9 protein-coding genes are annotated in these 12,820 nt (G+C 70.2%); 6 read left to right on the top strand and 3 right to left on the bottom strand.

Annotation, left to right across the window (positions count from 1 at the left end; genetic code table 11):
• Window positions 1-209 precede the first annotated feature (209 nt).
• Complete coding sequence (locus tag ACGFW5_RS05835; RefSeq protein ID WP_393832927.1) at window positions 210-983, top strand: thioesterase II family protein; 774 nt, start codon at window positions 210-212, stop codon at window positions 981-983.
• Window positions 984-1,219: 236 nt separating this feature from the next.
• Here ACGFW5_RS05835 and ACGFW5_RS05830 read toward each other — a convergent pair whose 3' ends face one another.
• On the bottom strand, window positions 1,220-3,208 hold the full coding sequence (locus ACGFW5_RS05830; protein WP_393832926.1) for a Xaa-Pro dipeptidyl-peptidase: 1,989 nt from the start codon (window positions 3,206-3,208) through the stop codon (window positions 1,220-1,222).
• Between the two features lie 312 nt (window positions 3,209-3,520).
• Here ACGFW5_RS05830 and ACGFW5_RS05825 point away from each other — a divergent pair, with 312 nt between their 5' ends.
• Entirely contained in the window at window positions 3,521-5,080 is a 1,560-nt protein-coding gene (locus tag ACGFW5_RS05825; RefSeq protein WP_393832925.1) for a M1 family metallopeptidase, read from the top strand.
• A gap of 970 nt (window positions 5,081-6,050) precedes the next feature.
• Window positions 6,051-7,076 (top strand): LacI family DNA-binding transcriptional regulator, encoded by a 1,026-nt coding sequence (locus ACGFW5_RS05820; RefSeq protein WP_393832924.1) that lies wholly within the window; start codon window positions 6,051-6,053, stop codon window positions 7,074-7,076.
• Window positions 7,077-7,460: 384 nt separating this feature from the next.
• Here the strand turns inward: ACGFW5_RS05820 and ACGFW5_RS05815 are convergent, their stop codons facing one another.
• Both ACGFW5_RS05815 and ACGFW5_RS05810 read right to left on the bottom strand, forming a co-directional pair.
• Window positions 7,461-8,339: an oxygenase MpaB family protein gene (locus tag ACGFW5_RS05815; RefSeq protein WP_393832923.1), complete on the bottom strand. Its 879-nt coding sequence runs from the start codon at window positions 8,337-8,339 to the stop codon at window positions 7,461-7,463.
• A gap of 413 nt (window positions 8,340-8,752) precedes the next feature.
• The gene (locus ACGFW5_RS05810) at window positions 8,753-9,214 is read right to left on the bottom strand and encodes a hypothetical protein (RefSeq protein ID WP_393832922.1); all 462 of its coding nucleotides are present in this window, start codon (window positions 9,212-9,214) and stop codon (window positions 8,753-8,755) included.
• A 183-nt stretch (window positions 9,215-9,397) separates the two neighbouring features.
• On the opposite strand from ACGFW5_RS05810, the gene sph reads away from it, so the two are divergent.
• From sph to ACGFW5_RS05795, 3 genes are all read left to right on the top strand, one after another.
• Window positions 9,398-10,384, top strand: a complete 987-nt coding sequence (sph, locus tag ACGFW5_RS05805) for a sphingomyelin phosphodiesterase (protein WP_393832921.1) — start codon at window positions 9,398-9,400, stop codon at window positions 10,382-10,384.
• 224 nt (window positions 10,385-10,608) lie between these two features.
• Window positions 10,609-11,709 carry an alpha/beta hydrolase gene (locus ACGFW5_RS05800; protein WP_393832920.1) on the top strand — a complete coding sequence of 367 codons (1,101 nt, stop codon included), beginning with the start codon at window positions 10,609-10,611 and terminating at the stop codon, window positions 11,707-11,709.
• A 257-nt stretch (window positions 11,710-11,966) separates the two neighbouring features.
• Window positions 11,967-12,809 (top strand): MerR family transcriptional regulator, encoded by an 843-nt coding sequence (locus ACGFW5_RS05795; RefSeq protein WP_393832919.1) that lies wholly within the window; start codon window positions 11,967-11,969, stop codon window positions 12,807-12,809.
• Window positions 12,810-12,820: the final 11 nt, after the last annotated feature.

Raw genomic sequence — 12,820 nt, 5'->3', positions numbered from 1 at the left:
GAGACAGTGCTCCCCCGCGCGGGCAGCACGCCCTGCCGGGCCGTGACCGGGACCCGGGTCCGCCCGTGCCGCCGGGTGGCTAAAACCGGCCACGCGTTCGGGGACGGGTGCGAGACTCGTCGGCACGGGGCCGCACGGTAGGCGCCCCGGCCCGCGCGCTTTCGGGGCTGCCCGTCCCACCCGCCCGCTCCACCGGAGGTCCCCGCACCATGCACTCTGCCGCGTCGCCCAACTGGCTGGTCGCCGGGAAGCCGCGCCCCGGCGCCCCCACGCTCTACTGCTTCGCGCACGCGGGCGGTTCGGCCACGGAATACCTGCGCTGGGCCCGCGACATGCCGGAAGCCGAACTCAGGGCCGTACTCCCGCCGGGCCGCGGCTCGCGGTACGGGCAGGAGATGTTCGCGTCGATGGAGGACCTGGTCGCCGCGTTCCTCCGCGAGGTGCCGCTGAGCCACAAGCCGTACGCCTTCTTCGGGCACAGCCTGGGCTCCCTCGTCGCGTACGAGGTCACGCGCGCCCTGCGTGACGCGGGCCGGCCGCTGCCGGCCCGGCTCATCCTTTCCGGCTTTCCCGCGCCGCACCACCGGCACGTGCGCGCCTCGGACCCGCTGCACCTGCTGTCGGACGACGCACTCATCGAACGGGTCGCGCAGCTCCACGGCGGCATCCCGCAGGAAGTCCTCGACAGCGCGGAGCTGCGGGAGCTGGTCGTCGGTCCGCTGCGGGACGACTACCGCATCCTGGAGACGTACACCTGGCAGGAAGCGGAACCTCTCCCCGTGCCCATCACCGTGCTCGGCGGCGACGCCGACCACTCGCGCAAGCAGCTCGACGACTGGCAGAGCCACACCACCCAACCGGTGACGGTACGTCAATTCCCGGGCGGACACTTCTATTTGCGAGACGAACCCGGCCCGGTGCTCGCGGCGCTGGCGCAGGCACTGAGGGGCGTGGGCGTGCCCACGGGCGATCTGACACATTGAGCTCCGTGGGCTGACGCACGTCCGTGGGGTGACACATTGAGGTCCGTGGGCTGACGCATCCAGCTCCGCGATCTGACGCACTGAGCTCCGTGGGGTGCAGGCGGCCGAAGAGCTGGTGACGGCGGCGATCACGCCGTACCGGGACAGCCGGGCGACGGTGGCGCTCACGCCGCCAACAGAACCGCGGGGGTGACGGCGGCGATCAAACCGTCACCCCAGCGGAACCGGACGTGCGGTCAGCGGCGGAAGTCGCCGGGCAGCCGCTGCGTCATGCGCGGAACCGGAACCCCCTTGGGCGCCACCGCGCCGCCCGGGCCGGCCTGCGCCCGCGCGCCGGAGGTGGCTCGCGTGAACGCTCCGGGACCGCCGACGAACGGCACCTCGGCGCCTGAGCGCGCCAGGTCGAGCGTGAGGGTCGGCCTGCTCGGCGGCGGGTCGATGAGCCCGCTGTCGGTACCGGCGACGATCAGTGCGAGCCGGTGGCCGGCCGGCACGACGTGGTCGGTGGCGGCGAGGTCGAGCGTGATGGTGTAGGGCTTGCCCGGGGTCAGCGGCTTGCCCTTGCGATCGGAGGCGTAGTTGCCGAGGTCGGCCCAGCCGCGGCTGAAGACGGTGGAGCCGACGTCCGTCTTGTCGGCGGACGTGGTCAGGTAGCAGGAACTGTCGCCGGTCGTGCTCGCGCCCCAGCACGTGCGGTCGGTCCCGGTGAGGATGCCTTCGCCGGGCCCGGCGTAGTTACGGATCGTGTCGGGCCCGAGGTCGACGAGGACCGCCGAGAGGTGGGCGCTGCTGGTGGTCGGCGTCGCGGTGACGGTCACCTTGGACGAGCCGGACACCCTGAGGTCCTTGGTCAGCGGCTTGGTGGTGAAACCCGCCTTGTCCGGGGTCGACTTGTCGATGTCGGCGGCCCAACTCGTCTCGTCGAGCGCCGGGTTGTCGGTGAAGGAGGCGGTCGACTTGGCGGGCGCGCGCTTCAGTGAGAGCGCGCCGACGCCAGGAACGGGACCGTTCACGGGATGCACGGTCGTGGCCGCGGTGCCCGACGGGGGCCACACGGTGTCGGGGGTCCACTGGTCGGGGTGGCGCTCGATGTCGGCCATCGGCTGCCGCTCGATGCCGTTGTCGTAGCCGAGCAGGTAGTGGTCGAACCACTGGTGCAGGGCCGGCACCCAGTCGTCGCGCCGGTAGTCGAACGGGTCGACGTGGCCGGTCTGCGACAACCAGATCTTCCGCTCGACCCCGTTCGCGGCGAGCGCGTCCCACCACTGGCCGAAGTTCTTGGTGCGGACGTTGAGGTCCTGCATGCCGTGCACGACGAAGACGCTGGCCTTGACGTGGTCGGCGCGCAGCACGTAGTCCCGGTCGGTCCACAGTTTCGTCCAGTCGCCGCTGCGGGGCGATCCGTCGACGATCTTCTGTTGAACGGCGGCGCAGTGCGCCTGCGCGTCCGGGCTCTCCACGGCGTCGGCGAGTTCGGCGGGCCCCCCGTCGTACAGGGGAGCGCCCTTGGCGAAGTAGTAGTCGTACCAGGAGGAGATGGAACTGATCGGCACGATCGTCTTGAGGCCGTCGACACCGGTGGCGGCAACGCCGTTGGCGATGGTGCCGTCCCAGCTCTTGCCGATCATGCCGGTACGGCCGTTGGTCCATCCGGCGGTCGCGCGTACGCCGCCCGTACGCGTCGTATAGGCGCGCGCCCGGCCGTTCAGCCAGTCGACGACCGCTTTCGCGGACAGGACGTCGGAGGGCCCGCCGACGTCGACACAGCCGTCCGAGCGGTTGGTTCCGGCCAGGTCGACCCCGACGAAGGCGTAGCCGCGCGGCACGAAGTAGTTGTCGTAGAACAGCGGCATCTGCACGACATTGCCGTGGGCGTCGTAGGTCTTGAGCTGGCTCTCGTTGCCGCGCCCGCAGCACGAGTAGTAGGGGCTCGCGTCCATGATGACCGGCACTTTTTGGCCCTGTTGCGCGGGTTCGCGCGGCCGGACGATGTCAACCGCGACACGGTCGCCCCTGCCGTCACCGTCGGCGTCGAGACCGGTGTCCACCCACACGGCCTCGCGAATCGCGTTCGCGTACGAATAGATGGGCCGGCTCTCCCCGGCACGGGCCGCCTGGGCGGCCACCGGGGCGAGGAGCACCGCCGCCAGGGCGGCCACGGCCGTGAAGACGAGCGATAGGAATGATCTGGACCTGTGGCGGGTGCCCCGCGCGCGTATCGGCATGGGCGGGAAGGTACTCCGGTCAACTCCCGCACAAAAGAGGGCAGGAGAGGAGCGGGAGAGCCCATGGTGCAGCAGCAATAAAGCAGTGGTGGAGCAAGTCGTGGGCCAGAGGTGGAGCACATCGCAGGCCAGAGGTGAAGCAAATCGTGGCCCCGCGACGAACGAAGCCGGACGCCTGACCATGTCGGCCGAATGGCGATCGTGTGACAGCAGGGGCCATGGACATGACCGGGGCCGCGAGGGCTGAATAAGGTCCGAAGAGATCGTTCACCATCGTTCACCCCACGACGACACTGACGACTTGGAGTTTTTGTGCACCGCAAAATCATCGCCCCGAGCGTGCTCGCCGCCTCCCTGCTGCTGGTGATCCCGGCGTCGGCCGCGGACTTCACTCCGGGCGCCCCGGGCATCGGCGACCCCTACTACCCGGCCAGCGGTAACGGCGGTTACGACGTCTCGCACTACGACCTCAAACTCAAGTACCAGCCCGCAACCGACCTGTTGGAGGGCACGGCCACCCTGCTCGCCACGACCCAGCAGGATCTTTCGCGCTTCAACCTGGACTTCGGCCTCGCCGTCAGCGAGGTGCGCGTGAACGGCACCAAGGCGACGTTCGCCACGTCGGGCAGCCACGAGCTGGAGATCACCCCGGCCACGCCGCTGCCCAAGGGCAAGTCCATCACGGTGGTGGTGAAGTACGCGGGCAAGCCATCGGAGTTGAAGGTCGACGGCTGGACGGCCTGGCAGCGAACCCCGGACGGTGGCGTCGCGGCCCAGGAGCCGGATTCGGCCGTGTGGTGGTTCCCGTCCAACGATCACCCGCTGGACAAGGCCACGTACGACATCTCGGTGAAGGTGCCCGACGGCACGCAGGCGATCAGCAACGGCGTGTTGCAGAGCCAGAGTTCGAAGATCGGCTGGACGACGTACAACTGGCGCTCCAACAAGCCTCAGGCTTCTTACCTGACCACGCTCGCCGTCGGCAAGTTCGACATCACCACCGACAAGACCGCGAGCGGCCTGCCCGTCCTGAACGCCTACAGCAAGGATCTCGGCGACAACGACGGTGCCGTACGCGCCAGCATCGAACGCACCAAGGACGTCACCGAATGGCTTGAGAGCGTTTTCGGCCCGTACCCCTTCAACGCGGTCGGCGGATACGCCCCCAACGTGCCGAGCCACTTCGCACTGGAGACGCAGACCCGCCCGTTCTACAGCCCGGCACAGTTCGCCAACGGCGCGAACGTCTCCGTGATCGTGCACGAGCTGGCGCACCAGTGGTACGGCGACAGCGTCTCGGTCAAGGGCTGGAAGGACATCTGGGACAACGAGGGCTTCGCTTCCTACGCCCAGTGGCTCTGGTCGGAGAAGGAGGGCGACGGCACCGCGCAGGAACTGGCGGACTGGGTGTACTCACAACACCCCGCCGACGACCCGTTCTGGCAGGTGAAGCCGGGCGACCCGGGCCCGGACAATCAGTTCGACTCCGCCGTCTACGACCGGGGCGCCGTGGCCATCCAGGCCCTGCGCAACACGGTCGGCGATGCGTCCTTCTTCAAGATCCTCAAGGGCTGGCCCGCCCAGCACGCGTACGGCAACGCGGCGGTCGGCGACTTCGTCAAGTACGCCGAGAAGGTCTCGGGCAAGCCGCTCGCGGAGCTCTTCGACACCTGGCTCTTCCAGCCTGCCAAGCCGTCCGAAGCAGCCGCGCTCAAGGCCAAGTTCGGCCCCCGCGCCGGAATCGCCGCGTCCCCGTCCACCAAGTCGGGCGGGCACGCCACCCCGGCCCAGCCGGCCAAGCCGGTTAAGCCGGTCGAACCGAAGTCGTGGAAGAAGATCGCCGAGTCCCATTCGACGCACGCCCAGCACTGACGCGGGCGTAGATCCAGGCGCAGGTCGCGGTCGCGATCGCCGTCGCGGTCGCAGTCGCAGTCGCAGTCGCAGTCGCAGTCGCAGTCGCAGTCGCGGCCAACGTCCAGGTCGAGTAAACGTCCAGGTCGTGGCGGAGGAGGTGGTTGGGGGCCGCGGGCCGCACGGCTCTTGAGAGCGCTTCGGCGGGGGGCGGCCGGGGCCAGCCTGGTTGGCTGGCTGGTTGGCTGGCTGGCTGGCTGGCTGGCTGGCTGGCGGATCGCAGCCGACGGCACGGGAGCGCTCTCGCACTATGGGGAGGCCGGTGGCGGTGGCTCCCGGGCCCGCGGCCGGGAGCGCTCTCGCCGTGTGGGGAGGGGCAACGGTGGCTGCCGGGCCCGGGGCCGGGAGCGCTCTCGCCCTTTGGGGAGGGGTGGCGGTGGCTGCCGGGCCCAAGCTCGCAAGCGCTTTCGCCCCACGGGGCGGTTGGCGGTGCCTGCCGGGCCCGGGGCGGGGAGCGCTCTCGCTCGGCGGAGAGGGGTAACGATGCCTGGCGCGCCCGGGGAGGCTGGAAGCGCTCTCGCCATACGGGGAGGGTAACGGTGCCTGCCGGCCCGAGGCTGAGAGCGCTCTCGCCCGACGGGAGGGGTTGACGGCGCCTGCCGGGCCCGGGGCCGCAAGCGCTCTCGACGTACGGGGAGGGGCAACGGTGCCTGCGGGGCCTGGGGCGGAAAGCGCTCTCGTCCAACAGGGGCGGTGGCGTTGCCCGCCGGGGCCCGGGCCCGCAAGCGCTCTCGCTCGACGGGGAGGGGGGTGACCGCCCACCGAGCCGGCGGCTGGGAGCGCTCTCGCCGCAGGATCAGCGGCGCCACTCCCCCTGCCGTCGCCGTTACGCTCGGCAGGCACCGGCGCGCGAGGCTCCCGCCAAGTCGCCGAGTCGCTTCTCTGGTGCCGCCAGGCCCCGCCCACGACCCGCCGATGAGGAGAACTCGCCTTGACCGAGCAGTACTTCGGGACGCGCCCCACGCTCGAAGCCGTCGCGGCACTCGCCGGTGTCTCCCGGGCCACGGCGTCCCGCGTCGTCAACGGCGGTACGGGCGTGCGTCCGCCCCTGGTCGACAAGGTGCGCCAAGCCGTGGAGGAGTTGGGCTACATCCCGAATCCGGCGGCCCGTTCACTGGTCACCCGCCGTACCGGAGCGGTCGCCGTGATCGTTGCCGAACCGGAGACCCGCTTCTTCTCCGATCCCTTCTTCTCCCAGCAGATCCGCGGCATCGGCAAGGAACTCACCGCGCACGACACCCAGTTGGTGCTGCTGCTCGTCGAGGGAGCGGACGACTACGGGCGGGTGTCCCGGTATCTTTCGGGTGGTCATGTCGACGGGGCGCTCGCCTTCTCACTGCACGAAGAAGACCCGCTGCCCGGGATCACCCGCGGGGCCGGCGTGCTGACGGTCTTCGGCGGCCGGCCCGGCTTCCCGGCGGCGGTCCCCTATGTGGACGCCGACAACCGTGGCGGCGCACGCGAAGCCGTGCGTCACTTGCTCGCGATCGGCCGCAGGCGTATCGCACACATCGCGGGCCCGTTGGACCAGACCGCTTCGACGGACCGCCTCGACGGATATCGCGACGTACTCCCGGAAGCGGATACGGACCTGATCGCGGAGGGCGCGTTCACGTCCGAGAGCGGGGCCCGCGCGATGACCCAACTGCTGGCGCGCCGCCCGGACTTGGACGCCGTGTTCGCGGCCAACGACCTGATGGCATCGGGTGCGCTGCGGGTACTGCGGGAAAGCGGCCGACGTGTGCCGGACGACGTCGCGCTGGTCGGCTTCGACGACATGGCGTCGGTGGCGGAGGCAACCGACCCGCCGCTGACGACCGTACGCCAGGAGATCGAGGAGATGGGCCGGCTGATGGCACGGCTGCTGCTGCGTGGGCTCGACCAGGGCGGCGCGGAAGTAGCCCCACCCGCCTCGGTGATCACCCCGACAACGCTGATCCGGCGCGCGTCGGCCTGAGCGGCGGAAACGGTGCCGCAGGCGCGGAACGGTGCCGAACGTGAGCGAACCGCATGTCGGCGGGCCCGGGCACCGAGGACCCGGACACTCACGGGCCCGAACACCGACGGACCGGGACGCCCACGGGCCCAGGAGGCCGAGCAAGCCCCCGAACGCCGACGGCGGCTCGGGCCCGCCCGGCTCGGGCCTTGGCTCGAACACCGGCGGTCCCGGACCTCTGTGAGACGGGCGGAGCGACGCGAGCTTGCCCCGGGCCCAGCGCGAGCGTTACCCGTGACACAGCGCGAGCATGACCCGTCACACAGCGCGGGCAGCTTCGGGCACAGCACGGCAGCGATCGGGGGCAGGCCGGGACCACACAGGCGGGCAGCGTTCACGTCGGCGTCACTGAGAGCGCTCTCGCGCACGCGCGGCGTGTCGGCGCTCGGCGCGGGCCCGGCGGGCGAGCGGCAGATAGCGCAGCCGCTCCGGAAGCAGCGGCACGACCACGCGGACCAGTCGGCCCAAGCGGCGAAGTTTCCGCTCCTGCTCGTCCGTCCAGTCGAGCCCGATCGCCTCACGCGCGTCCGGCGGCATGAAACCGATGGTGACGAACCGCCGGAAACGCGCGAGGGGAGGCAGGAGCAGCGGCCAGAGCGCTCTCAGCAGCGTCCGCAGGAGCAGCGGGCCGCGATCGGGGGCCGGAACGGGGCGGTCGGTGGCGACAAGTTCTTCGACCACCCCATTGGAACAGATCTCGTCGGCGAGCACCTTGCGGTAGTAGGGCCAGAACTCCTCGATGCTCTGCGGCATGTCCCGGTCATGGATCCCGAGAATCCGCCCGACCTGAAGCCACTCCGCGTACAGCTTGCGGTGCTGGGCGTCGGTGAAAGGGCGGCCGAGGTACTGCTGGGCGTGGGCGTAGACGGGATAGCCGGTGGCGTGCACCCACGCGTAGTAGGCGGGAGTCAGCGCGTGGTAGCGCCGCCCTGTGGCGTCGGTGCCCTGAATCGTCTTGTGGAGCTCCCGGAGCCGGCGCCCCTCCTCCGCGGCCTCGGCGCCGCCGTACACCCAGAGTTGCAGCGAGCGCAGAGAGCGCTCCCCGCGGCCCCACGGATCCGTACGGAATACCGAGTGCTCGTCCACGCCCGCCCCGACCGCGGGGTGCGCGACCTGCATCGTGAGCGCGGCGGGGAGAGTGAGGAGCATCCTGACGTCGCCCGCGAGGCTCCACAGCACGCCCCCGGGGGGAGGCGGCACGGGCGCGGGGTCGTGGCGACTCATTGCTGGGCTCCCTGTGGCTGACGACACTGCTGTGCACTGCCGTTTTGATAGGGATTCCAGTATGCAATCGCCGCGATCACGACGGCGCGCGGGGGTGCGAGCCAGGCACGGTACGACGCGCTCACGATCTCGCGAAGAGCGAAGAGCGAAGAGCGGAGAGCCGAGAGCCGAGAGCCGAGAGCCGAGAGTGACCGTCGCCGATCGGCCGGAGACTGGCAGGGCAATCCCGAACTGGTCGATCTCGGCGCAGGAGCCGCGCCGTACGCACCGCGCCGTACGCGCCGCGGTATGGATGCGCGGGGCATGTGCCGCGGCGCAGGTACGGCGGCGCAGGTACGGCGGACGGACGTGGTCACGTCGCAGCCCGCTGCCGCATGAGAGCGCGATCAGGTCCTCGGGCGCCGGGTATCCGCTCAGCGGCCCGCCGCAGTGGCCGGGAGTGGTTCGCCGAGGATGCGGCCGGCCAGTTCGGCGGCCAGGACGTGGACGTGGGGGCGGAGTTCCGCCTCGGCCGCCGAGCGGGCGGCGCTGATGGTTTCGGTCGCGGAGGCGATGGCCTCATCGCGCTCCCGGGCGCCTTCGGCGCGGGCGGCGGCGATGGCCGCGGAGCCCTCCTCCTTGGCCTGCTGCCTGATACGGGCGGCCTCGTGACGTGCCCCGGCGAGTTCGGCCTCGTACCGGGCGCGCACCTCGGCCGCTTCCGCGAGGACGGCCTCGGCCTCACGGGTGCGCCCCGTGGTCAGCGCCTCGCGCTCCTCCAACGTCCGCTTGAGACGAGGAAGCAGGACGCCCGCCAGGATCCAGAAGCAGATCACGAACGAGACCAGACCGATCAGGAGATCCGGCAGCGTGGGATTGAGTGGGCCCACGTTCATGGGTATCAGGTTCACGCCCGGCACCGCTTTCACACGCGCCCCGGCCGGATGCCCAAGGGGCTCTCGTACTCCTGATCGTACGACAGGGACCAGCCGGCGGACGCGCGGAGGTTACCTCTAGGTAACCCGAGCTGCTTTGATGTGCTCACCGGACCAATCCCCGTGACAGAAACAGGAGTTCAGGTGCCTCTTCCTTCGTTCCGCCGGATCCACGGGGCGGCGCTTGCCGCCGCGCTCACGGTCGTCACGCTGACGGCCGCCGCACCCGCTCGGGCCGCCATACCCGAGCCGCCCCACCTCAAGGTCCTGACGTACAACACGTTCCTGATGAGCCAGAAGTTGTACCCGAACTGGGGTCAGGACCACCGCGCCCAGGCGATCCCCGCCGCCCCGTTCTTCCAGGGCAATGATGTCGTGGTGCTTCAGGAGGCGTTCGACAACTCGGCCTCCGACGCGTTGAAGCGGAACGCCTCGGCCCAGTATCCGTACCAGACGCCCGTCGTCGGCCGGAGCAAGGACGGGTGGGACGCGACCGGCGGCTCCTACTCCTCGACCACCCCCGAGGACGGCGGTGTGACCCTCCTCAGCAAGTGGCCCATCGTGCACAAGGAACAGGTCATCTACAAGGATGCCTGCGGCTCCGACTGGTGGTCCAACAAGGGCTTCGCCTATGCGGTGTTGGACGTGAACGGCACCCGGGTGCACATCGTCGCCACTCACACCCAGTCGACGGACTCGGGGTGTGGCGCGGGCGAGGCGGTCAAGGACCGCGCACTTCAGTTCAAGTCCATCAAGTCCTTCCTCGACGCGAAGAACATCCCGGCGAGTGAGGAAGTCATGGTGGCGGGTGACTTCAACGTGGACTCGCACGGCTCCGAGTACGCCTCGATGCTCACGAACGGCGGCCTGGTCGGCGCCGACTCGCGAACGGGGCACACGTATTCCTTCGACACCACCGCGAACTCGATCGCGCACTTCCGCTACCCGACGGACCCGAGCGAGGACCTGGACTATGTCCTCCATGTCGCGGGCCACGCGCGTCCGTCCGACTGGAACAACAACGTGGTGCAGGAGTCCACGGAGCCCTGGACGGTGAGCAGTTGGGGCACCAGCTACACCTACACGAACCTCAGTGACCACTACCCGCTCCAGGCCGGCCGGACGGCGTGACCGTGCGGCTCGGTGGCTTCGCCGGGCAGTGGCTGAATGAGAGCGTTCCTACAGAGCTGCATGAGAACGTGCATACAGAAACGTGTTCTAGGTCCGGCCAAGGTGCGGGGAAGGCCGGTCGCCGTTCGCTTTCGGGCGCGGCCGGTCCGGCCCAGCCGGCTGACATACAGGGGGAGACGTTCCATGATGAGGCTGTGTGCGGGTCCCTGCGTCGGGGACGTGCGGTGAAGGCGGGACGGAGCTGGGCCGGGACGCGATGGGGGCGCCTGCGCCTCAAAGCCGTGGTCGCGGCCGCCGGCACCGCTCTCCTCCTGCTCGGCGCGCCTTCCGCGCACGCCGACACCCCGGCGCCACCGGTCCTGGCGGACGGGTTCGGCCTGACCCAGGTCGGCGCCGCCACCGGGAGCGCGACCAACTTCGTCATCACGGTGAAGACGGCCGAGGTCTCCCAGGAACACCACATCCGGATTCTGCTGCCCGCCGGCTACGCCACCGAGCCGGCCAAGCGGTATCCGGTGTTCTACTTCCTGCACGGCGCCTCCGACGACCCCGCCAACCCCTATCTTGCCTATCCCGCCCTCACCGCCTCCACGTCGATGATCACGGTGATTCCGGACGGCGGCCTCCGGGGCTGGTACGCCAACTGGCTGGACCATAACACCGCTGCCGGGGCGCAGAACTGGGAGAACTTCCACATCAACCAGGTGATCCCGTTCATCGACGCCAACCTGCGCACGCTGGCGACCAAGCAGGAGCGGGCCGTCGGCGGGCTCTCCATGGGCGGCTTCGGCGCCCTGCATTACGCCCAGCGGCATCCGGACCTGTTCGGCCAGGTGGCCACGTTCTCCGGCGCCGACGACCTGTCGGTCGACCACATGGTCATGCGCGGCGCCGTGGTCGCCACACTGACCAATGCCGGTGCCGCCCTGTGCGGCAACGCCGCCGCCTCCTGTTCCCTCAACTTCGGGCCCACGGTGTCGAGTGACGCCATCTTCGGCACGCCGTACCCGGTGTTCAACGCCGACTGGCGCTGGAACGAGGCCGACCCGTCGGCCCACATGGGGGCGCTGGCCGGTATGGGGGTCTCGATCTACACGGGCAACGGCAACGGTGATCCCTCCGCCGCGGAGTTCTGGGTCCAGTCGGCGGCCCAGCACGCCAAGGACCATCTGGACGCGCTCCAACTGCCCTCGCACTACGTCGACTACGGCAACGGATCCGCCTGGGGCAGCACCTGCCACGGTGGGCATGAGAGCGGTTGCTGGGCCCAGGATCTCGTGGACTACGTGCCCCGTCTCGAAGCGGCATTCGCCGCCGCCCGCTGACGCGCCCCGGCGCGGAAGGTCACCGGCACCTGGACATTCGACACCCAGGGCTTTTCCTGGACCGACGGCGACACCGTGACCGTTCCGCTCAAGGACGACGCCGGCAGCGGCGCGACGATGGGCATCGTGCTGCTGCCGCTCCGGCCGGCGATCCAGTACGTGAGCATATTGAGCAGCGGTGGTGAGACAGCAATACTGTTGCACCGGATCGGCCGCGCATACCGGCGGCCGGAAACACCGGGAGGCGAGGCACTGCCATGGCGACGGAGACCGAGGAGCCGACACTCACGGTTGACGAGCTGGCCGCGCGAGCCGGTGTCACCGTGCGCACGATCCGCTTCTACAGCACCCGGGGGCTGTTGCCGCCGCCGGTGATCGGGCCGCGACGGGTGGGGCACTACGGTCCTGCCCATCTGTCGCGGCTCGCCCTGATCGAGGAGTTGCAGCACCACGGGATGACGCTGGCCGCCATCGAACGCCATCTCCAGCAGCTGCCGCCGGATCTCAGCGCCCACGATCTGGCCATTCACCGGGCCGTGGTCGCCTCCTGGGCGCCCGACTCGACGGACGATGTCAGCCGCGCGGAGCTGGAACGGCGGGCCGGACGTGCGCTGTCCGCCACCGATGTCGACCGGCTCGCCGCGATGAACGTCCTGGAGCGGATCGCCGGCTCCGCCGACACCTTCCGCGTCGACCCGGGGCTCCTTGCGCTGGGCGTCCAGCTCCTGGACGTCCCGATCGCCCACGAGACGATCCTGGCGGCCCGTGCGGTCCTGATGGAGCACACCCGCTCGGCCGCGCACGAGCTGACCCGGCTCTTCCGCGACGAGGTGTGGAATCCCTACCGGGAGCGCGAATCGGATCCCCATCATGTCGAGGCGATGAAGTCGCTGTCCGCGCACATGCAGCCGATGGTCCTGCAGGCTCTGGTCACCGCGTTCCAGCGGTCGCTGAAGGAGGAGCTGAGGGCGGCGTTCGGCTCGGGCCGGCCCGCGTCCGCCGCCGGCACCGCGTCCGCCGCCGGCACCGGCACCGGCGAGTCCGGGGACGAATCCCACGAGAGCGCTCTCACGCCTCCAACTGGCCACGTCGGCAACTGAAACCGCCCCGG

Origin of the sequence: Streptomyces sp. NPDC048416 (genome assembly GCF_043200435.1) — a bacterium.
In the GTDB taxonomy this organism is placed as follows: domain Bacteria; phylum Actinomycetota; class Actinomycetes; order Streptomycetales; family Streptomycetaceae; genus Streptomyces.
Note: the sequence above shows the minus strand (reverse complement) of the source record. Positions and strands in the feature narration are given on the sequence as shown.

Bases quoted from the DNA above. Each gene is read 5' to 3' on its own strand.
- ACGFW5_RS05830 (WP_393832926.1), bottom strand. From the start codon at position 3,208: ATGCCGATACGCGCGCGGGGCACCCGCCACAGGTCCAGATCATTCCTA.
- ACGFW5_RS05815 (WP_393832923.1), bottom strand. From the start codon at position 8,339: ATGAGTCGCCACGACCCCGCGCCCGTGCCGCCTCCCCCCGGGGGCGTG.
- ACGFW5_RS05810 (WP_393832922.1), bottom strand. From the start codon at position 9,214: ATGAACGTGGGCCCACTCAATCCCACGCTGCCGGATCTCCTGATCGGT.
- ACGFW5_RS05835 (WP_393832927.1), top strand. From the start codon at position 210: ATGCACTCTGCCGCGTCGCCCAACTGGCTGGTCGCCGGGAAGCCGCGC.
- ACGFW5_RS05795 (WP_393832919.1), top strand. From the start codon at position 11,967: ATGGCGACGGAGACCGAGGAGCCGACACTCACGGTTGACGAGCTGGCC.